This is a genomic window from Sphingomonas sp. MM-1 (genome assembly GCF_000347675.2).
Taxonomy (GTDB): Bacteria; Pseudomonadota; Alphaproteobacteria; order Sphingomonadales; family Sphingomonadaceae; genus Sphingomonas_E; species Sphingomonas_E fennica.
The window spans coordinates 748,872-773,436 of the sequence record NC_020561.1 but is presented as its reverse complement, the minus strand read 5'-3'; the positions used below and the strand labels follow the sequence as shown (position 1 = coordinate 773,436).

25 protein-coding genes and 1 other RNA gene are annotated in these 24,565 nt (G+C 66.8%); 15 read left to right on the top strand and 11 right to left on the bottom strand.

Translation table 11 applies throughout. The features are described 5' to 3' along the window. Positions 1–47 precede the first annotated feature (47 nt). Positions 48–1,694, top strand: coding sequence for a PAS domain-containing sensor histidine kinase (locus tag G432_RS03720; RefSeq protein WP_015457479.1), 1,647 nt, complete (start codon positions 48–50; stop codon positions 1,692–1,694). A gap of 112 nt (positions 1,695–1,806) precedes the next feature. Here the strand turns inward: G432_RS03720 and G432_RS03715 are convergent, their stop codons facing one another. The 5 genes from G432_RS03715 to G432_RS03695 all read right to left on the bottom strand — a co-directional run bounded on the left by G432_RS03715 (position 1,807) and on the right by G432_RS03695 (position 8,035). Next, positions 1,807–2,496: a PEPxxWA-CTERM sorting domain-containing protein gene (locus G432_RS03715; protein ID WP_236626846.1), complete on the bottom strand. Its 690-nt coding sequence runs from the start codon at positions 2,494–2,496 to the stop codon at positions 1,807–1,809. A gap of 169 nt (positions 2,497–2,665) precedes the next feature. Next, complete coding sequence (locus tag G432_RS03710; RefSeq protein ID WP_015457477.1) at positions 2,666–4,180, bottom strand: acetyl-CoA hydrolase/transferase family protein; 1,515 nt, start codon at positions 4,178–4,180, stop codon at positions 2,666–2,668. A gap of 256 nt (positions 4,181–4,436) precedes the next feature. Then, on the bottom strand, positions 4,437–4,907 hold the full coding sequence (locus G432_RS03705) for an Lrp/AsnC family transcriptional regulator (RefSeq protein ID WP_015457476.1): 471 nt from the start codon (positions 4,905–4,907) through the stop codon (positions 4,437–4,439). Further along, positions 4,904–5,416: an Lrp/AsnC family transcriptional regulator gene (locus G432_RS03700; RefSeq protein ID WP_015457475.1), complete on the bottom strand. Its 513-nt coding sequence runs from the start codon at positions 5,414–5,416 to the stop codon at positions 4,904–4,906. Before G432_RS03700 ends, G432_RS03705 begins: the two co-directional genes overlap by 4 nt. A gap of 144 nt (positions 5,417–5,560) precedes the next feature. Continuing rightward, positions 5,561–8,035 (bottom strand): TonB-dependent receptor, encoded by a 2,475-nt coding sequence (locus tag G432_RS03695; RefSeq protein ID WP_236626845.1) that lies wholly within the window; start codon positions 8,033–8,035, stop codon positions 5,561–5,563. Positions 8,036–8,369: 334 nt separating this feature from the next. Here G432_RS03695 and G432_RS03690 point away from each other — a divergent pair, with 334 nt between their 5' ends. Further along, positions 8,370–9,371 (top strand): aromatic ring-hydroxylating oxygenase subunit alpha, encoded by a 1,002-nt coding sequence (locus tag G432_RS03690; protein WP_015457473.1) that lies wholly within the window; start codon positions 8,370–8,372, stop codon positions 9,369–9,371. A gap of 798 nt (positions 9,372–10,169) precedes the next feature. On the opposite strand, the gene rpoH is transcribed toward G432_RS03690, so the two are convergent. Both rpoH and G432_RS03680 read right to left on the bottom strand, forming a co-directional pair. Continuing rightward, a complete protein-coding gene (rpoH, locus tag G432_RS03685) occupies positions 10,170–11,078 on the bottom strand; it encodes an RNA polymerase sigma factor RpoH (protein ID WP_015457472.1) in 909 nt (302 codons plus the stop codon). Positions 11,079–11,149: 71 nt separating this feature from the next. Further along, positions 11,150–12,106, bottom strand: a complete 957-nt coding sequence (locus G432_RS03680; protein WP_015457471.1) for an RluA family pseudouridine synthase — start codon at positions 12,104–12,106, stop codon at positions 11,150–11,152. Between the two features lie 17 nt (positions 12,107–12,123). Between G432_RS03680 and G432_RS03675 the strand changes: the two genes are divergently transcribed. The 9 genes from G432_RS03675 (at position 12,124) to G432_RS03635 (ending at position 20,229) form a co-directional block, all read left to right on the top strand. After that, complete coding sequence (locus tag G432_RS03675; RefSeq protein ID WP_015457470.1) at positions 12,124–12,534, top strand: M67 family metallopeptidase; 411 nt, start codon at positions 12,124–12,126, stop codon at positions 12,532–12,534. Between the two features lie 95 nt (positions 12,535–12,629). Then, positions 12,630–13,259 carry a histidine phosphotransferase family protein gene (locus tag G432_RS03670; RefSeq protein ID WP_015457469.1) on the top strand — a complete coding sequence of 210 codons (630 nt, stop codon included), beginning with the start codon at positions 12,630–12,632 and terminating at the stop codon, positions 13,257–13,259. A 103-nt stretch (positions 13,260–13,362) separates the two neighbouring features. Further along, complete coding sequence (locus tag G432_RS03665; RefSeq protein ID WP_015457468.1) at positions 13,363–15,741, top strand: chemotaxis protein CheA; 2,379 nt, start codon at positions 13,363–13,365, stop codon at positions 15,739–15,741. Between the two features lie 3 nt (positions 15,742–15,744). Continuing rightward, the gene (locus G432_RS03660; RefSeq protein WP_015457467.1) at positions 15,745–16,179 is read left to right on the top strand and encodes a chemotaxis protein CheW; all 435 of its coding nucleotides are present in this window, start codon (positions 15,745–15,747) and stop codon (positions 16,177–16,179) included. A gap of 78 nt (positions 16,180–16,257) precedes the next feature. Then, positions 16,258–16,623, top strand: coding sequence for a response regulator (locus G432_RS03655; RefSeq protein ID WP_015457466.1), 366 nt, complete (start codon positions 16,258–16,260; stop codon positions 16,621–16,623). A gap of 78 nt (positions 16,624–16,701) precedes the next feature. Continuing rightward, positions 16,702–17,748: a chemotaxis-specific protein-glutamate methyltransferase CheB gene (cheB, locus tag G432_RS03650; RefSeq protein WP_015457465.1), complete on the top strand. Its 1,047-nt coding sequence runs from the start codon at positions 16,702–16,704 to the stop codon at positions 17,746–17,748. Then, positions 17,739–18,554: a CheR family methyltransferase gene (locus G432_RS03645; protein WP_015457464.1), complete on the top strand. Its 816-nt coding sequence runs from the start codon at positions 17,739–17,741 to the stop codon at positions 18,552–18,554. The genes cheB and G432_RS03645 overlap by 10 nt, the downstream gene beginning before the upstream one ends. A 65-nt stretch (positions 18,555–18,619) precedes the next feature. Next, entirely contained in the window at positions 18,620–19,537 is a 918-nt protein-coding gene (locus G432_RS03640) for a DMT family transporter (protein ID WP_015457463.1), read from the top strand. Then, positions 19,537–20,229 (top strand): N-acetylmuramoyl-L-alanine amidase, encoded by a 693-nt coding sequence (locus tag G432_RS03635; protein ID WP_015457462.1) that lies wholly within the window; start codon positions 19,537–19,539, stop codon positions 20,227–20,229. The genes G432_RS03640 and G432_RS03635 overlap by 1 nt, the downstream gene beginning before the upstream one ends. A gap of 3 nt (positions 20,230–20,232) precedes the next feature. Here the strand turns inward: G432_RS03635 and G432_RS03630 are convergent, their stop codons facing one another. Beyond that, a complete protein-coding gene (locus tag G432_RS03630; RefSeq protein ID WP_015457461.1) occupies positions 20,233–20,361 on the bottom strand; it encodes an entericidin A/B family lipoprotein in 129 nt (42 codons plus the stop codon). Positions 20,362–20,457: 96 nt separating this feature from the next. Here G432_RS03630 and rnpB point away from each other — a divergent pair. From rnpB to G432_RS03620, 3 genes are all read left to right on the top strand, one after another. Further along, an RNA gene (rnpB, locus tag G432_RS22225) (RNase P RNA component class A) lies at positions 20,458–20,848 on the top strand. Positions 20,849–20,900: 52 nt separating this feature from the next. Next, positions 20,901–21,431 carry a J domain-containing protein gene (locus G432_RS03625; protein WP_015457460.1) on the top strand — a complete coding sequence of 177 codons (531 nt, stop codon included), beginning with the start codon at positions 20,901–20,903 and terminating at the stop codon, positions 21,429–21,431. 10 nt (positions 21,432–21,441) lie between these two features. Continuing rightward, complete coding sequence (locus G432_RS03620; RefSeq protein ID WP_015457459.1) at positions 21,442–21,801, top strand: hypothetical protein; 360 nt, start codon at positions 21,442–21,444, stop codon at positions 21,799–21,801. Here G432_RS03620 and G432_RS03615 read toward each other — a convergent pair. Continuing rightward, the gene (locus G432_RS03615; RefSeq protein WP_015457458.1) at positions 21,786–22,430 is read right to left on the bottom strand and encodes a cation transporter; all 645 of its coding nucleotides are present in this window, start codon (positions 22,428–22,430) and stop codon (positions 21,786–21,788) included. The genes G432_RS03620 and G432_RS03615 overlap by 16 nt on opposite strands. Before the next feature lie 73 nt (positions 22,431–22,503). Here G432_RS03615 and G432_RS03610 point away from each other — a divergent pair, with 73 nt between their 5' ends. Further along, complete coding sequence (locus G432_RS03610; protein ID WP_015457457.1) at positions 22,504–22,905, top strand: MerR family transcriptional regulator; 402 nt, start codon at positions 22,504–22,506, stop codon at positions 22,903–22,905. Between the two features lie 33 nt (positions 22,906–22,938). Here the strand turns inward: G432_RS03610 and era are convergent, their stop codons facing one another. Together era and rnc are read right to left on the bottom strand one after the other, a co-directional pair. Next, positions 22,939–23,874, bottom strand: a complete 936-nt coding sequence (era, locus tag G432_RS03605) for a GTPase Era (protein ID WP_015457456.1) — start codon at positions 23,872–23,874, stop codon at positions 22,939–22,941. Beyond that, positions 23,871–24,545, bottom strand: a complete 675-nt coding sequence (gene rnc, locus G432_RS03600; protein ID WP_015457455.1) for a ribonuclease III — start codon at positions 24,543–24,545, stop codon at positions 23,871–23,873. The genes era and rnc overlap by 4 nt, the downstream gene beginning before the upstream one ends. Positions 24,546–24,565 lie beyond the last annotated feature (20 nt).

The following is a 24,565-nucleotide window of genomic DNA, read 5'->3' as shown; positions in this document are numbered from 1 at the left end:
GACGTGGTTTGAGAAAATCGCGCAACACCCTTTCCGTGGAGGTCGCCATGGCCACCGTCATGACCCAGAAGAACGAAGCTCCGCCGCAGCCCGACCTCGCGGCGCTGCTCGATCTCAGCCATGACACCATCTTCATCCGCGACGGGGCGACCGGGGCGATATCCTACTGGAATGCGGGCGCGGCGCGCGTCTATGGCTGGGAGGCGGCCGATCTGGCGGCCCCCGGCGGTTACGGCCGCCTGCAATCGCGGTGCGATGTCCCGGAGGAGACGGTTCTCGAGGAGCTGGCCCGCACCGGCCACTGGCAGGGCGGCATCACCCGCACCGCGCGCGACGGCAGCGAGATCATCGTTTCCGCCCGCTGGGCAGCGCGGCTGCGTCCCGACGGATCGATCGGCGAGATCGTGGAGACGGCGCGGGACGTGACGGTCAAGGCCGTGGCGGCGGAGGAATTGCGCCGCAGCGAATATCGTTACCAGAATATGTTCCGGGCGATGGCGGTATCCTTCTGGGAACTCGATTTTTCCGGGGTGAAGGGTCTGCTGCGCGAATGGCGCGACATGGGCGTGGAGGATTTTTCCGCCTTCTTCGCCGCCGATCCCGATGCGGTGCGCCGGGTGATGGGCGCAACCCGCATCGTCGACGTCAACGAAAAGACCTTGCTGCTGTTCGGCGCCGCCGACCGGGCGGAACTGGGCGATACGGTGGAGCGCTTCTGGCCGCGCGACAGCGAGGCGGTGTTCGCCGCCAGCGTGGTCGCGGCGATCAGCGGCAAATCGAATTTCGAAGCCGAAACCAAGATGCTCACCGTCGACGGGCGCGAGGTGGAGATATTGTTCACCTGCAGCTTCCCGCCCGAATGCATGGGGCGCGGCAATGTGCTGGTCGGCGTGCTGGACATCAGCGGCCGCGTGCGCGCGCAGGAGGAGGTGCAGCGGGTGCAGGCGGAGCTGGCGCACGCGGCGCGCGTCGCCACGCTGGGCGAACTGGCGGCCTCGATCGCGCACGAGGTGAACCAGCCGCTCGCCGCCATCGTCAATTTCGGCGAGGCGGCGAAGCGCTGGCTGAACCGCCCGGAACCCGACATGGCCGAGGCCGCCGCCGCGATCGAGCGGATGATCGGGGACAGCCGCCGCGCTTCCGACATCATCGGCCGCATCCGCGCGATGGCGACCAAGTCTGTGCCCAAGCCCACCTTGTTCCATCCGTGCGAGGCGGTGAAGGAAGCCGTCCAGCTCGTGCGGCACGACATGCAGGCGCGGGGCGTGGCGCTCAGCATCGCCGAGGTGGAGGCGGTGCCCCGCGTGCGGGCCGACCGCATCCAGATACAGCAGGTGGCGGTGAACCTGATCGTCAACGCCGTGCAGGCGATGGCGCAGGTGCCCGAGGATCGCCGCGCGCTCGTGATCCGCACCGGGCTTGCCGGCGACAATATGGTTCGGATCGAGGTGCAGGATAGCGGGCCGGGGATCGATCCGGTGGTTGCCGACCGCCTTTTCACGGCCTTCGCCAGCACCAAGGACAGCGGCATGGGAATGGGCCTGTCGATCAGCCGCTCGATCGTGGAGGCGCATGGCGGCACCATCTGCGGCCGGGGCAACGAGGCCGCGCCGGGTGCTACCTTCTCCTTCACTCTGCCGGTCGCCGAAATGACGGCCGATGACGCGGCGGGAGCGTGCACGGCGGCGGCCTGAACGCGGACGGGGTGGAGATTCGGGATCGCCCACCAGTCCCGCGGTTAACGCGCCCGGCCAATGAAAATGGCCCGCCATTGCTGGCGAGCCATTTCCCCCTGTTTGTCAGATGTCAGGCGGCCGTGGGGATGACGTTCTTGCGGCCGTAGCGGATGGAAGCGCCGATCATGCCGAAGCCGAGGATCAGCATCAGCCATGTGTGTGGTTCCGGCACGGCGTTGGAGCGGATGTCCACCGACGTGATCCGAATGATATAGTCGTCGAAATCTCCATCGGGGCTGCCGGCATCGTTGAAGCCGAAGAACAGCGAGCTGGAGATATATTCATCGCCGGTGTTCGACCCCACGCCATCGGGAACGAACAAGGCGACCGCCGGGCTGCCGAGGCCCGAGATCGAGTTGAACGAGATATTGCCGCTCAGGGGGCCATCCGACGCCTGGCTGTAGGTGATCAGCAGATCGCCCAGATCCCACGCATCATTGCCTTCGGGATAATTGGTGCCGTTGATTTCGACCCAATTATTGTCGCCGCTTTCGGCCGCGACACGGAAGACGGAGATGTTGACCGGTGCGCCGACCACGCCGATCGAATAGCCGAACGCCATTTTCGTGAGCGTCAGCCCGGCAAGATCACTTGCGAAGTCATTGTCCGAGGGAACATCCGTGACACTGGTGATGCCACTGGCCACCAGAGCCGATTGAGCCGGCATTGCAAGTCCAAGAGCCGCGGCAGCCGCAGCGGCAACAACCAACATTCTGCGCATTACGCCCTCCTTCCATGTCATCCAGCGTAAATTACGCAAAGTGCGTGCCAGAATCTGATCTGTAATTGTTTCTGGCACTTGGAAGGGGTGCAGGTCATGGACCGATGCGGATATGTAAGGAGTCTCGACAGGATTCCAGCCGATCTTCCATGTTGCGCCGCATCATTTGCATCGTGACTTGCGCAACATGGAAGATCATTTGTTATTTTCAGGGGATCATCGATCCCGTCTCCACGTATCTTTGATGCCAGGAAAGGGATTCTGCCAGCAAATGAGGGGTTTGCTGGCCGAAGGAATGTTCACGGGCGCGGCGGTAATAATCGGCCAGGTGCGGGCGATAGCTGGGGTGCGCGCAGTTGGCGATGATCACGTCGGCGCGCTGCTTGGGGCTGAGCCCGCGAAGATCGGCGAGGCCCTGTTCGGTCACGATCACCGCCACATCCTGGTTGATATGATCGACATGGCTCGCCATCGGCACGATCGCCGATATCTTGCCGCCCTTGGCGGTGGACGGCGTCATGAAGATCGACAGGAAGGCGTTGCGCGCGAAATCGCCGGAGCCGCCAATGCCGTTCTGGATGCGCGATCCCATGATGTGGGTGGAATTGACGTTGCCGTAGATATCGGCCTCGATCATCCCGTTCATGGCGATGCAGCCCAGGCGGCGGATCAATTCGGGATGGTTGCTGATCTCCTGCGGGCGGAGCAGCAGGCGGCCGCGCATCGAATCCATCCGGCCGTTGAGCGAGGCGGCGGCATCGGGCGAGAGCGAGAAGGCGGTGCCCGATGCGAAGCGCAGCTTGCCGCTGTCGAGCAGATCCAGCATGCCGTCCTGGATCACCTCGGTATAGGCGGTCAGCTCGTCGAACGGCCCGTCGATCAGCCCGGTCAGCACGGCGTTGGCGATGTTGCCGACGCCCGATTGCAACGGCAGCAGCCTGGCCGGCAGCCTGCCCATCTTCACTTCATGCACGAGGAATTCGAGGAGGTGGCCGGCGATGTTGCGCGCGGTCTCGTCCGGCGGGGTGAAGGGGGCGTTGCGATCCGGCGTGTCGGTGCGGACGATCGCGACGATCTTGTCGGGATCGCAGCGGAAATAGGGATCGCCGATCAGGTCGTCGGGCCGGACGAGCGGGATCGGCACGCGATTGGGCGGCAGCGCGGTGCCGTAATAGATGTCGTGCATCCCCTCGAGCGCGGGATTCTGCCACTCGTTCACCTCGAGGATGATCCTTTCCGCGCGATCCAGCCAGGTCTTGTTGTTGCCGATCGAGGAAGAGGGGATCAGCGATCCGTCCGGCCGGATGCCCGTTACCTCGATCACGGCGGTGTCGAGCGGCCCCAGAAAGCCCTGCCATGCCATCGGCGCCACCTGGCTCAGATGCATGTCGAAATATTCCATCTCGCCGCGATTGATCTTCTCGCGCGCGATGGGATCGGAATTATAGGGCAGGCGGAACTCGATGCCGTTGGCCTTGGCCAGCGCGCCGTCCAGCTCCGGCCCGGTCGAGGCGCCGGTCCATACCTTGACGCGGAAGGGATTGCCGGCGGCATGCTCGCGCTCGATCCGGGCGGCCAGCGCCAGCGGCACCGCCTTGGGATAGCCTGAACCGGTAAAGCCGCTCATCCCCACGCTGCTGCCGGATTCGATGAACGCGGCGGCGGCTTCCGCGTCCATGATCTTGGCCCGCAGGTGATCCGCCTGAATGCGGCTGTCCGTCATGATATCGATCCTTCCCGAGGCCCCGGGGCCGGCCGGGCCGATCGAGCCCGGCCACGCAATCGGGGCCGCAACCATATGAACGGAGCCCGATGCGCGTTTCGACAGGGAAGGATGACCCGCCCCCGAAACGATCGGGCTCAGCGGATCGGCACCATAACGGCAGCGCCCGGATCGCGGAATTGCACGACTCGGGGCGCAAGGGCGGCGGGGTTAAGTTATTGCGCTTAACCTCGGGGTGGTCATCGGGTGGCGCCGGTCAATCGACCAGCGCGCACCAGCGGAAATCATGCTTGATGAAATTCTGGCCCAGGCTGTAGCGCACGCGGCGCACGCCGGGGATGCGGTCCACCGTCTGGTGGAGGAAATCGGTCAGCTCGTTGCCGTTCTCCACCAGCGTCATCGCCAGCACGTCGGCCCGGCCGAGCATGGTGGCGACGAAGCCGATCTCCGGCACCTTGGCCAGCGCGGCGGCCATATCCTCTATGTCGCTGGCGGAATTGGCCTCGATCCAGAGATAGGCCAGGATCGGGTTGCGCAGCCGGCTGGTGTTGGTGATCGCGGCCACGCGGATCACGCGATTGTCGAACAGCCGCTTCAGGCGCGACCGGATCGTGCCCTCGGTCAGGCCCAGCTCGCGGCCGATCTCGCGGTTGGAAACCCGGGCGTCGATGCCCAGCCGCTCGATGATCTTGTGGTCGATTTCGTCGAGCGCGACGCCCTTGCTCATAGCGGTGCCCAATCCGGAGTATATTTCAGAACCTTGAGCGCGAGGCCGGGGACGATCTTCTCGACCCCCGGCACATGCGCGATCACGTGCGTCAATAGCCGATCGAGATCGGCGAGGTCGCGCGCGACCACCTGTGCCTCCACGTCATGTGTGCCGATCGAGACATTGACCGTCACGACCTCGTCAAGCTGGGCGAGATCGTGGCCGACATCGGCGGCGGAGCGGCCCTTCACCTGGATGCCCACGGCGGCAAGGCATTCGAAGCCCATCGCCGCGAGATCGCGCATCGCCACGACCCGCACGGAGTCGCTTTCCTCCAGCCGGCGCAGGCGCGTGCGCACCGTCGCCTCGTTGACGTCGACGATGCGGGCGAGGTCGCGGTTGGCGATCCGCCCGCTCTGGCGCAGCGTGGCGATGATCTTCTCGTCGATTTCATCGAGTTCATAGGTCGCGGCATCACCGCCGCCACGTCCGCGGCCGCCGCTGCGCGCCGTCGCATCCCTTGCCAAACCCTGACCCCCGGATAGTTGCTGGGCGGCGTGCCGAAGCCACGCCTTCGAAAGCGCGGATTCAGACAGGATTGAAACAGCGGTGTCAATGGCGTGCAAGCCGGCTTCCCCCAGCTTCGGGCCGGGGGAAGCCGCCCTTCCGGATCAGTCGCCCCAACGATAGGTGAGCGACAGGCCATACATCCTGGGATCGCCGTAGATCACCGAATCGAAGCCGATCTGGCTGTAGAGCGGGTAGCCGCCGGTGATGTATTTCTCGTTGGTCAGGTTGGTGGCGAAGGCGGCGAGATCGAACTTGCTGCCGGCCACCTTGTTCCATTCGAGCCGGGCGTTGAGCATGTCATAGCCCGGGAAGCGGTTGAGCGGCGGCGGCGCCGCGAAGTCCGGTGAATTGGTGCCGGACTGATGGCTGAAATCCGCCTGCAGGGCGATCTCGCCGCCGTCGCTCAACGGGTAGGCGTAACGGCCGCTGATATTATATTTCCATTTCGGCTGATACACCGCCTGGCGGCCCTTGATCGCCGGCGTGAACGGCAGGGTGATGTCGCTGGCCGCATCCAGATAGGAGACGAAGCCCGAAAGCGTCAGCCCCTCGATCGGGACGACGACGGTTTCGAACTCGACGCCCTTGTTGGTCTGCTTGCCAAGGTTGCGGGCGACCGAGGCGATGCCGGTGGTGGCGATCGCGATCGGCACCGTCACCTGCACGTCCTTGAACTTGTCGTAGAAGAGCGAGAGGTTGGTGCGCAGCGGGAAGCCGACGTCCCAATCGGCCTTGATGCCGATTTCGTAATCGTCGACCTTTTCGGGCTGGAAGCTTTCCAGGTCCGGCGTCGGCGCCGGCAGGTTGAAGCCGCCCGACTTGAAGCCGCGCCGATAGGCGGCATAGAGCAGCACGCCATCGATCGGCTTCCACTGGACGGTGCCGTCATAGGTGGAAGCGCTGAACTTGGCCTTGTAGTTGATCGGGCAGCGGATGGTGCCGATGGGGTTATCCTCGGTGATCGTCTGCGGATCGACCAGCACGCACTCGCCGGTGGGCGTGCTGAACTGGGACAGCGACGCCTTGCGCTTGTCCCACGTGCGGCGATAGCCGCCGCTCACCTGGATCGTATCGGTCACGTCGAATTCGCCATGGGCGAACAGCGCGTCGCTGGTGTCGGTATTGGTAACGGCGCGCGTGGTGAGCGACCCGAAGGTGTTGCTGGAGATTTTGGGATCGAAAGCCGGCTTCGACTTTTCGTGATAATAGCCGAGGATGTAGCGGAAGCGGTCGGCGATCGATCCCTGGACCTGGAATTCCTCGGTGAACTGATCCTGGCCGAACTGCCAGTCCTGCGTATATTCGTTGAACTGCGCGATCAGCGGCAGCACCGTGCCGTCATAATCATTGCCTTCGTCCGTGCGCTGGCCGCGATAGGCGATGATGTTCTTCAGCGTGATATTGTCGGTGACTTCCCAGGTCGTCTTGTTGGTGATGCCGAAATTCTGGGCGCGGTTGTAGTTCAACCCCTCATAGGCGACCTTGCGAATGCCCAGCTGGCGCTGCTGCTGGAGCACGCCGAGCACTGCGGGCGTCGGAGCAAAGCCGAAACCGCCACCCTGAAAGGCAGCCGCGAATGCGCCGAACGCGCCGCCCGGGGGGCAGCCGGGAAGGCTGGCGCTGGTGCAGGCGATCGGCACGAGCGTGCCGCTCTGGCCCAGATACATGGGGATTTTCGTGCCCGGCCCGAAATTTTCGTCGAAGATCGGCTGAAGAGCCGCCGGGATGACGTTGGGGCTGATCTGTGCGTCCGGATTGATCCCGCGCAGGATGGCGGAAGAGCCGCTGGCATCGCGGTTCGAATAGTCCGCGATCAGCAGGTTTTCGAGGCCCGGCGCCGGGCGCAGCAGCACCGATACGCGCATCGATTCGAAAGCGCGCCCGTCGAGCTTCTGGCCGCTCAGGATATTCTTGGTGAAACCGTCGCGCCGTTCCACCTGGCCCGCGACGCGAACGCCGCCCAGATCGTTGCCGAAGGGCACGTTCACCACGCCTTCGAACCCGTAGCGATCATAATTGCCGACATTCACGCGGGCCAGGCCCTCGAAATTGTCGCTCGGCCGGTTCGGTTCGAACAGCACGGCGCCGCCGGTGGTGTTGCGGCCGAACAGCGTGCCCTGCGGGCCCTTCAGCACCTGCACGCTCTGCAGGTCGAAGAAGGTGCCCGGCCCCGCGACCGGGATCGGCACTTCGGCGAAATAGGTGGCGACCGAGGAGAAGTTGCGCTGGCCGGCGTTGATCACGCCCGGGCCCTGGCCGCGAATGTAGAACTGGGCTTCGTCGCGCTTCTGCGCGCCGATGTTCACGCCGGGCGCGACATCGCGAAGCTGCTCCACGGCCTGCACGCCCTTCTGGTCGAGCGCGTTGCCCGAAAGGGCGGTGATCGCCAGCGGAACTTCCTGCGCGGCTTCCTCGCGCCGGCGGGCGATGACGACGATGTCGCCGAAGGCCTCGGCATTGCTGACGCCGCTGCCCGCGGTGGGCGCCGCATCCTGGGCAAAGGCCGGGGCGGAGGCCGCCCCGATCATCGTCAGTAAGCTGGTGGACAGACAAAGGGCGTGCGTCAGGCTCCTCATAGGACTTCCTCCCCAAATCCTGCACGGACCGACTCTTCGGTTCCGCGATTACATTCCGCCCGGTGCTTTGTATCACCTGGACACAAAATGAATGTGCTTCAGCATGGATGATGCGCGTTTGCGTGGCAAGGCGAATTTTTCACTCCGCAATGCAACGATCGTCCGGAGTGGGCGACAGGTGATTTTATTGCTAATTTCGATACATAATGGGCCGAAAATGGCCGTTTCGCGCCGACGCGCCGTTTCCGTTTCGCGCACTTTCGCCGTGACAAACTGAATGTGATTCACTATGAGTCGCTTAAACCGTTTCGGATATGCGTAGGAGAGGCGCGCGATGAACGAGATGACGACATTGGAGCGGATCCAGACGGGCGACGAGCTGGAACGCTGCCCGTTTCCGATCCCCCTGGGCTGGTTCGCCGTGGCGCTGTCCGAGGAACTGAAGCCCGGCGGCATCGCCAACATCCATGTGTTCGGCCGCGAATGGGTGCTTTTCCGTGGGGAAGACGGAAAGGCCGGCCTCGCCGATCCCTATTGCCCGCATCTGGGCGCGCATATGGGCCATGGCGGCGAAGTGGTGGGCAACAATCTGCGCTGCCCCTTCCATCACTGGGAATATGACGCCGAAGGCTGGTGCAAGAAGATCCCCTACGCCAAGGTGATGCCCGGCATCGCGCGCAAGAAGCCGGTGCTGAAGACGCTGCCGATCGAGGAACGTTACGGCGTGATCTTCGCCTGGTATCATCCCAATGGCGATGAGCCCTATTTCGGTATTCCCGACGTGCCGGAGCTGGAAAGCGACGAATATATCCCGATGCGCCGCGGCGAATGGGATATCGGCACGATGATCCAGGAAATCGGCGAGAACGGCGTCGATTATCCCCACCTCAAATATCTGCACCACGCGCCGATCATCCCGCCGGGCACGGCCAAGGCGGAAGGGCATATCTTCCGCACCGATATCGGCGCCGGCTACATCATCGGCGAATCCCATGGGCCGGGCGTGGTCATCCAGCGCTTCACCAAGGATGGCGTGACGATGACGATGTTCGCCATGTCCACGCCGATCGATACGGAGATGACCAAGACGCGCATGGCCTTCACCTTCCGCAACTATCCGGAAGGATCGAAGGAACGCGCCATCGCCCAGCATCTCTACGAACATTCGATCGGTGCGGCCGATGGCGAGGATTCGGCCGGCTTCGAATCCGTCGACCTGATCGTGTGGGACAACAAGAAATATCGCCCGCAGCCGCTGCTGTGCGACGGCGACGGACCGATCCTGCTGTGGCGCAAGTGGTTCAGCCAGTTCTACGCCGAACCGATCGAAGCATAAGGGGAGGGGTGCGGCGGGTCGATCGCGGTCCGCCGTGCTCGCTTGGAGAGCCGCTTAGCCAGCGGGTGGCGCCGGGCGATCGGAACCGATGCCGGTTGGAATGGCCGATGGCGGGCAGGCCTGACACGCCGGCAAGGCGGGCATGGCCTTGCGCACAGGCTTGATCGTCACCCCGGACGTGTTCTGGGGGCCACTATGCCGCAGGCATTGGCGTTGGCGATCGAACGGCCAGCCTTGTGGCTACATTCCCGTCAGCCGCTGTAAGTGCGCATTGTATGTCGGCGTAATGTCCGATCTATCTCGCGATCCTGCACAAAAAGCGGATCAAGGGCTGGCGGAGGGTGAAAACGGAATTTGATCGAGCGGGACGATCCGTCATGACATGTATGGCGGTGCGTTCGGGCTTGAGCCGCTGATGGTGGCGCCTGCTTGACGGTGGACCCCGGAACAAGTCCGGGGTGACGATGGGGGGTGTTGTCCGCAATTCCTCGCCAAATCGGCTGTGCTGATCGCTTGCGTGATGTCTGAAACCGACGTTGATTTATGTCCTGATTTACCAAGGCAATCGACGATCGACCCTGATGGTTTGATCCCAGCGCTTCTGATGCTGGTCTATTTTGAGTAGCCCGCGCTCCGAGGCTCGAAAGTCGCCAATTTAACTGTGCCGCCTTCGGTCCCCGAATGTGGATTGATCCCAACCGCACCGGTCCCGAGCGGTGCCGCCGGATATGAAAAGGGCGCGCCCGGCCTGGTTGCCGGGCGCGCCCATTTTCCTTGGTGGCGTGCCTTCGTGGTGGTTTAGGCCAGCGAGGGCAGCAGGCGCTTTTCACCGGCGATGCGCATCATCGCTTTTTGCAGCTTGTCGAACGCGCGCACCTCGATCTGGCGGACGCGTTCGCGGCTGACGCCGTAGACCTGGCTCAGTTCCTCCAGCGTCTTCGGATCGTCGGACAGGCGACGCTCGGCGAGAATATGCTTCTCGCGATCGTTCAGCGCGTCCATCGCCTCGACCAGCATATTGTGGCGGACGTCGCGTTCCTCCGCATCGGCGATGCGCTCGTCTTGCAGAGGATCTTCGTCGACCAGCCAATCCTGCCACTGGCCGTCGCCATCCTCGCGCATCGAGACGTTGAGCGACGTATCGCCCCCCATCGCCATGCGGCGGTTCATGCTCGTCACCTCTTCCTCGGTCACGCCGAGGTCGGTGGCGATCTTGGCGAGATCCTCGGGGCGAAGATCGCCATCCTCGAAGGCATCGAGCTTGGACTTCATCCGGCGAAGGTTGAAGAACAGCTTCTTCTGTGCGGCGGTGGTGCCGAGCTTCACCAGGCTCCACGACCGCAGGATATATTCCTGGATCGAGGCGCGGATCCACCACATCGCATAGGTGGCCAGGCGGAAGCCGCGATCGGGCTCGAACTTCTTAACGCCCTGCATCAGGCCGATATTGCCTTCGGAGATCAGCTCCGACGTGGGCAGGCCGTAACCGCGATAGCCCATCGCGATCTTGGCGACCAGCCGCAGGTGCGAGGTCACGAGCCGCGTCGCCGCTTCAGGATCGCCATGTTCCTGATAGCGCTTCGCCAGCATATATTCCTCCTCGGGGGCGAGGAGGGGAAATTTCCGGATCTCGGCGAGATAGCGGTTGAGGCCAGCCTCTCCGCCGAGCGCGGGAATCGTCGCAGGGACGTTCTTGCCGCTTGCCATGATCTACTTCACTCCCTGGTCCAGATGGACCGACTGATGGGCCGAATCTTTCCGTGCCCGATTGAAACCTTTCATAGCGCAAGCTCGATTAACAGGGCCTGCATGTCAGCCGGGATCATACTGTCGAACGCAAGGTGGGCGCCACTATACGGGTGTATGAACCCGAGATGGGCGGCGTGCAGTGCCTGGCGCGCAAAATCCAAACGATTGAGCAGGCTGCGATGTTCCGGCCGCGTGCGGCCGTAAACCGGGTCGCCGATCAGCGCGTGGCCGATCGACGCCATGTGCACGCGCACCTGATGCGTCCGCCCGGTTTCCAGCCGGCATTCCACCAGCGCCGCGCTCTTTAGCGCCTGAATCAGGCGATAATGCGTCACGGCCCTCTTGCCGCGCCCGTCGTCCACGATCGCCATCTTCTTTCGGTTGGTGGCGGATCGGGCGATCGGCCCGTCCACCGTGCCCGACGTCGGATGGGGCAGGCCGGCGACGATCGCGCGGTAACGGCGATCGATGCTGTGCGCGGCGAACTGCCTGGCCAGCCCCTCATGGGCGAGATCGGTCTTGGCCGCCACCATCAGGCCCGACGTGTCCTTGTCGATCCGGTGGACGATCCCCGGCCGCGCGACGCCGCCAATGCCGGAAAGGCTGCCGCCGCAATGGTGGAGCAGGGCGTTGACGAGCGTGCCGTCCAGATTGCCGGCGGCGGGATGGACGACCAGCCCGGCCGGCTTGTCCACCACGATCAGATGCTCGTCCTCATAGGCGATATCGAGCGGGATATCCTGCGCCTCGTTCTCCAAGGCCACCGGCGGCGGCACGGAAACGTCGTAGGCGCTGCCCGGCGCCACCTTGGTCGCGGGATCGTTCGCCGGCGCGCCATCCGCGCGGCGGACACGCCCGTCGGCGATCAGGCCCTTCAGCCTTTCGCGGGAAAATTCGGGGAGCGCGGCCGCGAGGGCCTTGTCCAGCCGCCATCCCCCGGCTTCCGCCGGCACGATCGCGCGCAATGTCGACACCCCCGCATCCATCGCCTAGCGATGTGGCGATGAAGATCGCGATTGCAAGGCGCCTGCTCGCCCAAATTATCGATCATGCGGCGGCGGACCCGGAAAAGGAGGTGTGCGGCCTGCTGTTCGGCGATGGGGCGGAGATAGCGGCCGCCCGCCCTGCGGCGAACGTCCATCCCGATCCGGCTTCCTTCTTCGAGGTCGATCCCGTGGCGCTGTTCGCCGCGCTCCGAGGGGAACGGGCAGGGGGCGAGCGGCTGATCGGCCATTATCATTCGCATCCGCGCGGCCCCGCATTTCCTTCGGTTGAGGATGCCGCCGCCGCCGATCCTTCGGCCGATCGCCTGTGGCTGATCGTCGCCGGGGGCGAGGCGACCTGTTTCCGCGCGCATCGCGGCGGCGAAATCCACGATTGTTTTGATCGCGTTACGCTATCGGTCCATGACTGATCCGATGCCGGGGCGCGGCCAGACGTGGCTTGCCCGCTTGCGTTCGCTGGCGTCAGCCTCCAAAACGGCCTCCTCATTCGGGGACCATCCTTTTCATGACGAATGCTGTCGATTTTTCGAGCCTGCTCTGTTCCCGCCTGTGCCATGACTTGCTGAGCCCGGTCGGCGCGCTGAACAATGGCATCGAGCTGCTGGCCGACGAGACCGACCCCGAGATGCGCGCCCGCTGCATCGAGCTGCTGGCCGAAAGCGCCCGCGCGTCCGCCAACAAGCTGAAATTCTTCCGCCTCGCTTTCGGCGCCGCCGGCGGCTTCGCCGATCAGGTCGACACGCGCGAGGCGCGCGCCGCGATCGAGGGGCTGTTCGGCCAGGACGGCAAGATTTTGCTGGGCTGGATGGTGGCCGAACCGTCGCTGAACAAGACGGCGATCAAGATCCTGCTGAACCTCGCGCTGATCGCGGGCGACGCGCTGGTGCGCGGCGGCCGGCTGGACGTGGGCGCCGAAGGATCGGAAATCGTGATCCGCGCCGAAGGCCCGCGCCTGGTGCTGGATTCCGAGCTGCGCGATGCGCTGCTGGGCTGGACCAGCGAGGATGCGCTGAGCCCGCGCGCGGCGGCCGCCTGGCTTGTCCACCAGCTTGCCAAGGATGTCGGCGGATCGGTGCAGGTTTCCGAGCCGGAGGAAGGCGTGCTGATGTTCGGGGCGACGCTGCCCCGGCCCTGACCGGCGGGGTGCTGGCCCCGGCCGAAAACGGCCGCAGGGTAAACCCCTTTTTCACCAGTGGCATGGCAGATGGCTGCTTCCGGATTTCGGACGGAAGGGCTCGATGGACGATCTGCTGCAGGAATTCCTGGCCGAAACGCGCGAGATGCTGGCGGCGATATCAGGCGAGATCATCGCCTGGGAGACCGAGCCCGGCGATCGCGCGCGGCTCGATTCGATCTTCCGATTCGTCCACACGGTGAAGGGAAGCTGCGGCTTCCTCGATCTTCCCCGCCTCGAACGGCTGAGCCATGCCGCCGAGGAGGCGCTCGCCTCGGTGCGCGGCGGCGAGCGCCAGGCGGACGTGCCGCTGGTGAACGCCGTGCTGGCGATCATCGACCGCATCGGCGAGCTGACCGACGCGATCGAGGCGGGCGAAAGCCTGCCCGAAGAGGACGACCGCCGGCTGCTCGCGGCGCTGGCACCCACATTCTCGGCAAGCGGTGCGGCCGAAGCCGCCAGGGCCAGCCAGGCCGCGCCCAGCATCGCGCAGCCCGGCTCCGGCGCGCCGATCCGCACGGTTTCGCGCAGCATCCGCCTGCCGATCGACCTGCTGGACAGGATGATGGGCGGCGTTTCCGATATGGTGCTCGCCCGTAACGAGCTGGCCCGCAAGCTGCGCGATTCGATGGCGGACGGCGCGGTCGAGGCCGCGTTCGAACGGCTTTCGCTTTGCGTGGCGGAAATGCGCGACGCGATCACCCGCACGCGCATGCAGCGCATCGACCATATCTTCTCGGCGCTGCCGCGCATGGTCCGCGATCTTTCGGCGGAGCTTGGCAAGGCGGTGGCGCTGGAGATCGACGGCGGCGATGTCGAACTGGATCGCGAGATGATCGAGATGATCCGCGATCCGCTCACCCACATCATCCGCAACGCGATCGACCATGGCATCGAGCCGCCCGAGGATCGCCGCATCGCCGGCAAGCCCGCCGCCGGCCGCCTTTCGGTTTCGGCGCGGCAGGCCGGCAACCAGATATTGATCGAGGTGATGGACGACGGCCGCGGCATCGACGGCGACCGCCTTGTCGCCAGGGCGATCGCGGCGGGCGTGCTGGCGCCGGAACGCGCCGAATCGCTGAACTGGGCGCAGAAGCTGGCGCTGGTGTTCGAACCCGGCCTTTCCACCGCCAACGCGGTCAGCGCGATTTCCGGGCGCGGCGTGGGCATGGATGTGGTGCGTTCCAATGTCGAGCGGATCGGCGGGCTGGTCGATATCGAAAGCCGCCCCTCGCAGGGCCTGCGGCTCACGCTTCGGGTGCCGCTCACCCTCACCATCATCCCCGCGCTCACCGTCAGCGCCGCCGGCCAGACCTTCGCCATCCCGCGTTCCGCGATCGAGGAGATCGTTCGCGCGTCCGGCGACGGCGTCCGGCTGGAGCCGATGGGCGGCGTGCATATCGCCGCCATTCGCGGACGGCGGATGCCGGTGGTGCCGCTGGGCGCACTGACCCGTGGGCCGGGCCGTCCGGCCGCGTCGCCCACGCTGGTGGTGCTGCGGCCGGCCGGCGGCGCGCTTTTCGCGCTCTCCGTCGATGCGGTGCACGATCATGAGGAACTGGTGGTGAAGCCGGCCGCGCCCGCGGTGATGGCGACCGGCATCTATGCGGGCACGACGCTGCCCGATAACGGCCGGCCGATGCTGCTGCTCGATCCCGCCGGCATCGCCGTCGTCTCCGGCGTCGCCAGCCAGCCGATCGCGCAGAGCGAGCCGGAGGCCGCGGCCGAGGAGGAGACGCCCCTGGTCCAGACCCTGCTGTTCCACGACAGCGACGGCGTGGAGCGCGCCATCCGCCTTTCGGTGGTGGAACGGATAGAGGAAGTGCCGGCCAGCGCGGCGCGCTTCAGCGCCGGCCGCCTGCGCATCGCCCATAACGACCAGCTTCTGCCGCTGCTCGGCCATGCCGATCCGGCGGAACGGACGCGGCTGCGCGTGCTGCGGATCAGCGATGGGGAAACCCAGCTCGCTTACATGATCGACGAGGTGATCGATATCGTCGCCCTGCCGCCGCTCGCTGACAGCGCGCTCCGGCCCGGCCCGGTGGCGGGCGTGGTGATGGTGGACGGCCGGCAGGTCGAACTGCTCGATCCGCACTGGCTGCTGGCCGATGCCGCCGGCGGGCTTCCGGCCCCGGCCGCGCGGCCGACCTGCCTGCTCGTGGCCGCTGAGGATCGCTGGACCACGGAAATCTTGCGCCCCCTCGTCGAGGCGGCCGGCTATCGCGTCGTCGTCGGGCGCGGTCCGGCCGATATGCGTCCCGACATCATCATCGACAGCGGCGGGGGCGGCGAGCCGACCGGCGGCGAGGCCAGCGGCGGCGTTCCGGTCGTGCGGCTGCGCGCGGCGCCGGCACCGGCGAACGGCAATGACGACAGCATCTACCGCTACGACCGCGTCGGCCTGCTCGCCGCGCTGGATGGCGTCGCGGCGGTGAGGAGGTAGGGCATGGAGGCGCTTCACCTGATCGTCGGCATCGCCGGCCAACGCGTGGCGCTGGCGGCAAGGCATGTCGAATCGGTGGTCGAAATCGATTCGGTCACGCCGGTGCCGCTCGTCGTCCCGCACATCGCGGGGCTCGCGGCGCTGCGCAGCCGCGTGCTCACCATCGTCGATACGCTCGCCGCGCTCGACCTTGGCCGGATGGATCTGGATGACGTCATGCAGGCGGTGATCGTCACCATCGACGGCCATCTCTACGGCCTGCTCGTGGAGGAGGTGGAGGACGTGATCTCGCTCGCCGACGCGCCGTCGCCGGTATGCGCGGTGCTGGAGCCGGGCTGGTCGCGCGTCGCCTCCGGCATGGTCGAGATCGACGGCGATGCCCTGCTGCTGATCGATCCCGCCGCCCTGGTGGCGGGGCCGGGGGCGATGGCGGCCTGAAGGAAAGGCGTTAACCCGCCGCTTACCGAAGCGGGATAGGTCGGTTTGGCCATTTCTGGCGCGAGGACGGGAAAACTGATGAAGACATGTCTGGTGGTCGATGACTCGAAGGTCATCCGCAAGGTTGCGCGCCACATCCTCGAAACGCTGGAATTCAACGTCGCCGAAGCGGGCGACGGCCGCGAGGCGCTGGCTTACTGCCAGGAAACGCCCCCGGACGTGGTGCTGCTCGATTGGAACATGCCGGTGATGAGCGGGATGGAATTTCTCCGCGCGCTGGGCACGAGCGGCGTGGCCCGGCGGCCGAAGATCGTGTTCTGCACCACGGAAAACGGCGTCGGCCATATCCGCGCCGCGATCGAGGCGGGGGCCGACGAATATGTGATGAAGCCGTTCGATCGCGAGACGCTGGAAAGCAAGCTCCAGATCGTCGGCCTCGCCTGATCGGCGCCGGCCGTGCTCGCGCACCTGCCATCCAGCAACGGCACGCCAATATCGCCGGGGGACCGGCGGATAAGGCTGATGATCGTCGACGATTCGATCGTCGCGCGCACCGTCATCTCCCGCATCCTCGAAGGGCATGAGGCCTTCGACGTGGTGGCGACGGCGGGCCATGCCGGCGAGGCGCTGGCGCTGCTCGATCAGGTGCGGGTGGATATCATCCTGCTCGATGTCGAAATGCCGGGGATGGACGGGCTGACGGCGCTGCCCGATCTGCTCGCCCGCAGCCACGGCGCGCGCGTGCTGATCGTCTCCTCGGCGGCGGCGGACGGGGCGGCCGCCACCATCCGCGCCCTCACGCTCGGCGCGGCGGATACGCTGCTGAAGCCGGGGGCGGGCAATTTTGCGGGCCGCTTCGCCGCCACTCTGATCGAACGCCTCCTTCGCATCGGCCATGCCCGGCCCGATCCGTTCGGGGCCGTGCCGGCCATGCCTGAGCCGGCGGAGCCGCGGATCGCGGCGGAAACGGCGCCCGGCAACGCGCCCATCGCCTGCCTTGCCATCGGCGCCTCCACCGGCGGGCTCCACGCGCTTGCGGACTTCTTCCAGGAGCTTCCGGCCGATTTCTCCGCGCCGATCCTCATCACCCAGCATCTGCCGCCGGTATTCATGCCCTATTTCGCCTCCCAGCTGACGGAGATGGCGGGGCGCCGCGCGCAGGTGGCCAGGGACGGCATGAAGCTGCGGCCCGGCGAACTGCTGGTGGCGCCGGGCGACGGGCATCTCGGCCTCGTCCGCATCGGCTCCAACGTCCAGGTGTGGATCGATCGCAATCCCGCGCCCAGCGGCTGCCTGCCCTCGGTCGACCCGATGTTCGCCGCGATCGCCGCGATCTACGGATCGGCGGCCGTGGCGGTCGTGCTGACCGGCATGGGCCGCGACGGGCTGATCGGCGCGCACAATGTCGCGTCCGCCGGCGGCGAGGTGCTGGCGCAGGATTCGCGCACCTCGGTCGTCTGGGGCATGCCGGGCGCCGTCGCGCGTGCCGGGCTGGCCGCCGCCGTGCTTCCGCCCGCCGCCATCGCGCGGCGGGTCGCCCAGCGCAGCGGCGCCGCGCGATGGAACTGAGCCCCGTCGCCCGGCGCGCCTTCGCCGGCCTGCTCAAGGCACGCACCGGCCAGGAACTCTCCGCCGGCCGCCACTGGCGGATCGAGACGGCGCTGAAGCCGCTGCTCAAGGACCGGGAATTCCCCTCGCTCGATTCGCTGGCGGCGGGCCTCGCCAATCCCGCCGATCGCAATCTGGCCGAAGCCGTGGTGGAAGCCCTGCTCAACCACGAAACCTTCTTCTTCCGCGATCAGGCGGCCTTCACCCAGTTGATGGCCGGCCCGATCGATGCGCTTGCGGCGGCACGCGCGACGCGGCGCCGGCTCAGCATCTGGTGCGCGGGCTGCTCCAGCGGGCAGGAAGCCTATTCGCTGGCCATGGCCTTTGCCGAACAGGGCGATCGCTGGAACGGCTGGACGATCGACATATTCGGCACCGATATCTCCGCCGGCGTGATCGGCCGCGCATCGGAAGGCTCATTCACCCAGTTCGAAATCCAGCGCGGCCTGCCGATCCGGCAGATGATGCGCTGGTTCGCGCCCGAAGGGGAGAATTGGCGGGCGACGCCGGAACTGCGCCGGATGGTGCGCTTCGACCGGCACAATCTGCTCGATGCGCCGCCGGTGGCGAATGTCGATCTCATCCTCTGCCGCAACGTGCTGCTCTATTTCGGGGCGGAGGAGCGGGTGCGCGTGTTCGACGGCCTCGCCGCCGCGATCGCATCCGATGGCTTCCTGATGCTGGGGGCGGGGGAGACGGTGCTGGGCAGCACCATCCGTTTCGATCCGGATTTCGTCCATCGCGGGCTTTATCGCCCGGTGGCGTGATCCATGGCCCGATCGGCGCATGGCAAGGATTCCAAGCGCGGCGAAACCGGCCTAGTGGCAGAGCCATGACGATCGAGAAGACGGCCCGGCTTTCTCCGCGCGACCTGCTGGTGGCGCTGCTCATCAACGTCACCTGGGGACTCAACATCATCGCCGTGAAGATGGCGGTGACGGCCACGGCGCCCTTTACGGCCGGCGCGCTCCGCCAGCTCATCGTGCTGCTGCTCTGCCTTCCCTTCTTCCGCTGGGTGCCGGGGCGGATGGTGCCGCTCGCCTGGCTCGCGGCGCTCAACGGCGCGATCTACCTGATCTTCGTCAATGTCGCGCTGGAGGCGGCCGACAATGTCAGCGCGCTGGCCATCGCCGGCCAGCTCGGCGTGCCTTTCTCCCTGCTGCTGGGTATCGCCTTTCTCGGCGAAAGGATCGCGCTACCCCGCATGTTCGGCATCCTCTTGGCTTTCGGGGGCGTGGTGGTGCTGGTGTTCGATCCGGGCGTGTTCCGCGAGCTGCCCGGCCTCGTGCTGATGGCGACGGGCACCTTCACCTGGTCGGTCGGCGCGCTGCTCCAGCGCAAGCTCGCGGACGTGCCGGCGCTCACCATCTATGCGTGGATCGGGCTGGGCGGCGTGGTGGGCCTGTTGCCGATCGCGCTCTGGGCGGAGCCGGGGGCGATGGCGGCGCTGCCCGACCTGCCGTTGCGCAGCCTCGGCTGGCTGGTCTTTTCCGCCGTCGGTTCCACCCTGATCGGGCAGGGCGGCATGGCCTGGCTGCTCCAGCGCCACCCGATCTCCACCGTGCTGCCGCTCACGCTCGCCGCGCCGGTGATCGCGGTCTGCGCTTCTTCCTATTTCTTCGGCACGGTGCTGACGGCGCCGATGATCGCGGGGGGATTGCTCACCCTCACCGGGGTCGTCATCATTACGCTGCGCAGCGCGCGTGCCGGCCCGGCCCCACGGCCGGCGGATATCAGCAAGGCCCCCTGATGGACGAGATTATCGATTGCCCGTCGCCCAACCATGACGCGCGGGCGCTGCCCGTATCGATCCTGGTGCTGCACTATACCGGCATGGTCGACGCGGCATCGGCGATCGACTGGCTGACGCGCCCCGAATCCAAGGTGTCCTCGCATTATGTGGTCACGGAGGACGGGCAGGTGCTGCGGCTGGTGGATGAAGGCCGCCGCGCCTGGCATGCCGGCCGATCGCACTGGCGGGGCATCACCGACGTGAACTCGGCCAGCATCGGCATCGAGATCGTCAACCCCGGCCATGAATATGGCTACCGCCCGTTCCCGGCGGAACAGATGGCGGCGCTGCTGCCGCTGGTCGCCGATATCGTCGGCCGGCATGGCATCCAGCGGCCCAATGTCGTCGGCCATTCGGATATCGCGCCCACCCGCAAGCTCGATCCCGGCGAGCTGTTCGACTGGGAACTGCTCGCCCGCCACCGCCTCGCGCTGGCCCGCCCGCGCGAAGGGCTGGCCGATCCGCACTGGACGCCGGGCGGCTTCCTGCTCGCGCTGGAACGGTTCGGCTACGACGTCAGCGACGGGCCGGCGGCGGTGCGGGCCTTCCAGCGGCGCTTCCGCCCCGAGCTGATCGACGGCATCGCCGATGGCGAGACCCGGGCGATCCTGCTCTCGCTGCTGCTGGATCGCGAGCGCGGCCGCGAATAGGCGTTACTTCGCGGCCTTTTCCACCGTCTTGCCGACGGACTGCACGTCGCGGCCCATGCCTTCCACGGTGTTGCAGGCGGCCAGGCCCAGGCAGGCCAGCAGGATCAGCGCGCGCGTCGTCGTCTTCGACAAGGAAGGTCTCCATATTCGGTCGTGCGGCTTCTTATACCGGCGGCGGCCGGCCGGACAATCTTGCTCTTGGGCCGGTTCCTGCTATCGGTCGCGGCGCCAGAGGGCCGGGCGGCCACCGGTCTCCGTTCGCGGAGGCGGGAGGAAAGTCCGGGCTCCAAGAAGCAGCGGTGCCGGGTAACGCCCGGCGGCCCCGGCGAAGGTCGGGGTCAGGGAAAGTGCCACAGAAAGCATACCGCCCGGCTGGCCCATCCGTGGGCTCCGGGTAAGGGCGAAAGGGTGCGGTAAGAGCGCACCGCGGGCCGGGCAACCGGAACGGCATGGCAAACCCCACCGGGAGCAAGACCGAATAGGGACGGCATATGGGCTCGCTTCGCCCCGTCGTCCGGGTTGGTTGCTTGAGGCCGCGGGCAACCGCGGTCCTAGAGGAATGGTCGCCCATCCGGCTTCGGCCGGTGGACAGAACCCGGCTTACAGGCCCTCTGGCGATTTCCTGCACTTCGGCCATGGATCGTTCACGCGGCCCGCACTAAATGGAGCGGATGGCGCGTTCCTCCCGATCCTATGACTGGGGCTTTCCCCGCTGGCGTGGCTATGGCAGCGAACGCGGCGCCTCGACCGTGCGTATGTGCGATCGCGAGGGCTGCGACCAGCCGGGCGACAGGCCCGCGCCCAAATCCCCCAACAGCCCGGAGCGCTGGTATTTCTGCGAGCAGCACGCCGCCGAATACAACCGTAACTGGAACTATTTCGAAGGGCTGAACGCGGAGGAGGCGGCCGAGCGCGAGGCGCGCGAGCGGCGCGAGGCATCGGGCTATGCCGATTCGAAGCATTATGGCTGGGGCGGCCCTGGCGACGGCACCCGATCGCGCGACGAAATGCGCGCGCTTGCCGTGCTGGAGCTGGAATCGGATGCCGATTTCGATGAGATCAAGGCCGCCTGGCGCCGGCTGGCCAAGGCCAATCATCCCGATGTGAAGCCCAACGACGCGGCCGCCGCCGCCCGCTTCCAATCGATCCAAGCCGCGTTCGAGGTGCTGCGCAAGGCAGAGGAACGGCGGACGGCGGCATGAGGCCGGGCCTGTGAAAACGCACGTCCGCTCGGATTGGCGGGGCGCGATCCTCGTCTGCCGGAAATGCGGCAAGAAGGCCGGCGGCGGCTTCGGCCCGAAGGGCAAGACCAGCCTCGCCAAGGCGTTGCGCAAGGAAATGCACGGCGGCAAGGGCCGCAAGGCCCGGCTGGGCGTGGTCGAGGTCGGCTGCCTGGGCGTCTGCCCGAAACATGCCGTGACGGTGGTGGATGCCAGCCACCCCGGCGAATGGCTGATCGTTCCCGCCGGCACGCCGGTTGAAGAGGTGGCCGCCCGGCTGGACGCCGCCGCTCCCACTGCCGCCCGGCCGGGACCGGCGGCCGAGGATGGCGGGCGTCAGCCCCCGGCCTGAAGCGACAGGCGGGCGGTCGCCCGAAGCTCGGCCCGCGCCTGCCGGATGATCTGCCATCCTCCGCTGATGCCGAGCCCGGCGAGGACGGCGGCGACGATCAGGTCCGGCCACGCCGTGCCCGTCCCGAACACGCCGAAGGCGGCGGCCACGACGGCGATATTGCCGATCGCATCGTTGCGCGAACATATCCAGACGGAGCGGCGGTTGGCGTCGCCGTCGCGGTGCCGCCACAGCAGGACGGCGCAGACGAGGTTGGCGACGAGGGCGAGGATGCCGATGATGCCCATCGCCTCGGCCCCGGGCAGGGTGCCCGCCAGCGCCATCCACGCCGTGCTGCCCAACACCCAGAGGCCGAGCAGGAGCAGCGAGGCGCCCTTGAGCAGCGCCGCCCGCGCGCGCCACCCGATCGCCATGCCGGCAACACCCAGGCTGATCGCGTAATTGGCGCTGTCGCCGAGGAAATCGAGCGCGTCGGCCTTGAGCGAGGCCGAGTGCGCGACGAGGCCGACGCCGATCTCCACCAGGAACATGCCGGCATTGATCGCGAGCGCGATCCAGAGCACCCGCCGCCAGGATTGATCCTGCTTCGGCGACGGCGCCTCGCATCCGCCGCAACATCCGCCCGCCATATGCCACCTCGCTTCCATCGATGTGACGGCCTACATGCACCCTGTAGCAGCTACAGGGTCAAGAGGGCGGATCATGCTGACGATCGGCGAGCTGGGCAGGGCGACCGAGACCGGGGTCGAGACCATCCGTTATTATGAGCGGATCGGATTGCTGCCCCGGCCATCGCGGACCGGCGGCAATTATCGCGCTTATGGCGAGGCCGATCTAGGCCGCCTTTCGTTCATCCGCCGGGCGCGTGCCCTGGGCTTCCCGCTCGATCGGGTGCGCGCCCTGCTGTCGCTGTCGGACGATCGCGGCCGCGACTGCGCGACCATCGACCTGCTGGCGCGGGAGCATCTGGCCGAGGTGGAGCGCAAGATCGCGGATCTGGCGGCGCTTCGGCGCGAGCTGGCGGCAATGATCGATTCCTGCGGCGGCGGCACGGTGGCGCAGTGCCGGATCGTCGAGGCGCTGGGGCCGGCCCGGCGCGATTGAGCGCAGGGCGCCCCGCGCCGCCGCCCACGAGCCTCAGTCCACCCAGTCCAGCCCGATTTCCTTGTAAAGGCCGCGATCCTCCTCCCAATCGGGCTTCACCTTGACGTGGAGGAAGAGGTGGACCTTGCGACCCAGCAGCTCGGCAAGCTCCGCGCGGGCCCGGCTGCCGATTTCCTTGAGGCGGGCGCCGCGCTTGCCCAGCACGATCGCGCGCTGGGTATCGCGGGCGACGAGGATCTGCTGGTGGATCGCGACCGACCCGTCCTTGCGCTCCTCATATTTCTCGGTCTCGACCGCGCTGTCATAGGGCAGCTCGGCATGGAGCTGGAGGTAGAGCTGCTCGCGCGTCACCTCGGCCGCCAGCATGCGATCGGTGGCGTCGGAAACCTGATCCTCCGGGAAATGCCACGGCCCTTCGGGCATGCGCGCGGCGAGCGTGGCCTTGAGATCGGCGATGCCGTCCCCCGTCGCCGCGCTGACCATGAAGATCGCCTCGGGATCGAGCGCCTGCTGGAGCTGGACGGCCAGTTCCAGCAGCTTCTCCTTGGGCGTCACGTCCACCTTGTTGAGGATGACGATCCGGGGTTCGCGCCGGTCCTTCAGCGTTTCGACCAGCGTTTCGATCTTCGCCTTCATGCCGGCCTTGGCATCGATGACGAGCGCGATCAGATCGGCATCGGTGGCGCCGCCCCAGGCGGCCGCGACCATCGCTCGATCGAGCCGGCGGCGGGGATCGAAGATGCCGGGGGTGTCGACGAGGAGGATCTGGCTCGATCCCTCGATCGCAATACCCATCAGCCGCACCCGCGTCGTCTGCGCCTTGGGGCTGACGATCGCGACCTTCTGGCCGACCAGCGCGTTCACCAGCGTGGACTTGCCCGCATTGGGCGCGCCGACGACGGCGACGAGGCCGCAACGTTCGGCGCCGGGCTGTTCGGGGGCGCCGGCTTCGGCGTGCGGGGCGGTCATGACAATTTCTCCAGAAGGGCCTTGGCGGCGGCGGTTTCGGCTTCCTGCTTGGACGCGCCTTCGGCGCTGGCCTGCGCATCGGCGCGGCCGGGAAGCTCGACCGTCACGGTGAAGCGGGGGGCGTGGTGCGGGCCGGAACGCCCGGCCAGCGTGTAGACGGGCGGGCGGCAGCGATGGGCGGCCGCCCATTCCTGCAGCGCGGACTTGGGGTGGCGCGGCGCGGCGCGCTGGCCGTCGACGAAGGGCGCCCAGGCGCGGCGGACGAAGGCGGTGGCGGCATCGTGCCCGGCTTCCAGATAGAGCGCGCCGATCAGCGCCTCCACCGCATCGCCCACCACATTGTCGCTGCCGGTGGCGCCATCGTCGCGCGCCTGCTTGCCGAGGCGCAGCCAACTGGGCACGTCGAGCGCGCGGCCGACCTCGGCGCAGGTTTCGCGGCTGACGAGCGCGTTGATCCGGCGGGATAGGGCGCCTTCGGGTTCGTCGGGGAAACGTTCGTAGAGCCATGCGGCGGCGATCAGGCCGAGGACGCGATCGCCGAGGAATTCCAGACGCTCATAGCTGGCGCCGCTGTGGCTGCCATGGGTCAGCGCGCGCTGGAACAGGGCGACGTCGCGCGGGGCATGGCCCAGCGTGCGGGTGATCCATTCGGGGAAGGCATCGGCGTTCATCCCGGCCCACTAGCCGATCC

What these genes read in the sequence shown, in the direction of transcription:
- G432_RS03655 (WP_015457466.1), top strand. Translation starts at nt 16,258, where the DNA reads ATGAAGACATGTCTGGTGGTCGATGACTCGAAGGTCATCCGCAAGGTT.
- G432_RS03680 (WP_015457471.1), bottom strand. Translation starts at nt 12,106, where the DNA reads ATGGATGCGGGGGTGTCGACATTGCGCGCGATCGTGCCGGCGGAAGCC.
- G432_RS03665 (WP_015457468.1), top strand. Translation starts at nt 13,363, where the DNA reads ATGGACGATCTGCTGCAGGAATTCCTGGCCGAAACGCGCGAGATGCTG.
- era (WP_015457456.1), bottom strand. Translation starts at nt 23,874, where the DNA reads ATGACCGCCCCGCACGCCGAAGCCGGCGCCCCCGAACAGCCCGGCGCC.
- G432_RS03690 (WP_015457473.1), top strand. Translation starts at nt 8,370, where the DNA reads ATGAACGAGATGACGACATTGGAGCGGATCCAGACGGGCGACGAGCTG.
- G432_RS03670 (WP_015457469.1), top strand. Translation starts at nt 12,630, where the DNA reads ATGACGAATGCTGTCGATTTTTCGAGCCTGCTCTGTTCCCGCCTGTGC.
- G432_RS03705 (WP_015457476.1), bottom strand. Translation starts at nt 4,907, where the DNA reads ATGAGCAAGGGCGTCGCGCTCGACGAAATCGACCACAAGATCATCGAG.
- G432_RS03625 (WP_015457460.1), top strand. Translation starts at nt 20,901, where the DNA reads ATGGCGCGTTCCTCCCGATCCTATGACTGGGGCTTTCCCCGCTGGCGT.
- G432_RS03615 (WP_015457458.1), bottom strand. Translation starts at nt 22,430, where the DNA reads ATGGCGGGCGGATGTTGCGGCGGATGCGAGGCGCCGTCGCCGAAGCAG.
- G432_RS03645 (WP_015457464.1), top strand. Translation starts at nt 17,739, where the DNA reads ATGGAACTGAGCCCCGTCGCCCGGCGCGCCTTCGCCGGCCTGCTCAAG.
- G432_RS03610 (WP_015457457.1), top strand. Translation starts at nt 22,504, where the DNA reads ATGCTGACGATCGGCGAGCTGGGCAGGGCGACCGAGACCGGGGTCGAG.
- G432_RS03675 (WP_015457470.1), top strand. Translation starts at nt 12,124, where the DNA reads ATGAAGATCGCGATTGCAAGGCGCCTGCTCGCCCAAATTATCGATCAT.
- G432_RS03695 (WP_236626845.1), bottom strand. Translation starts at nt 8,035, where the DNA reads ATGAGGAGCCTGACGCACGCCCTTTGTCTGTCCACCAGCTTACTGACG.
- cheB (WP_015457465.1), top strand. Translation starts at nt 16,702, where the DNA reads ATGATCGTCGACGATTCGATCGTCGCGCGCACCGTCATCTCCCGCATC.
- G432_RS03640 (WP_015457463.1), top strand. Translation starts at nt 18,620, where the DNA reads ATGACGATCGAGAAGACGGCCCGGCTTTCTCCGCGCGACCTGCTGGTG.
- rnc (WP_015457455.1), bottom strand. Translation starts at nt 24,545, where the DNA reads ATGAACGCCGATGCCTTCCCCGAATGGATCACCCGCACGCTGGGCCAT.
- G432_RS03710 (WP_015457477.1), bottom strand. Translation starts at nt 4,180, where the DNA reads ATGACGGACAGCCGCATTCAGGCGGATCACCTGCGGGCCAAGATCATG.
- rpoH (WP_015457472.1), bottom strand. Translation starts at nt 11,078, where the DNA reads ATGGCAAGCGGCAAGAACGTCCCTGCGACGATTCCCGCGCTCGGCGGA.
- G432_RS03635 (WP_015457462.1), top strand. Translation starts at nt 19,537, where the DNA reads ATGGACGAGATTATCGATTGCCCGTCGCCCAACCATGACGCGCGGGCG.
- G432_RS03720 (WP_015457479.1), top strand. Translation starts at nt 48, where the DNA reads ATGGCCACCGTCATGACCCAGAAGAACGAAGCTCCGCCGCAGCCCGAC.
- G432_RS03660 (WP_015457467.1), top strand. Translation starts at nt 15,745, where the DNA reads ATGGAGGCGCTTCACCTGATCGTCGGCATCGCCGGCCAACGCGTGGCG.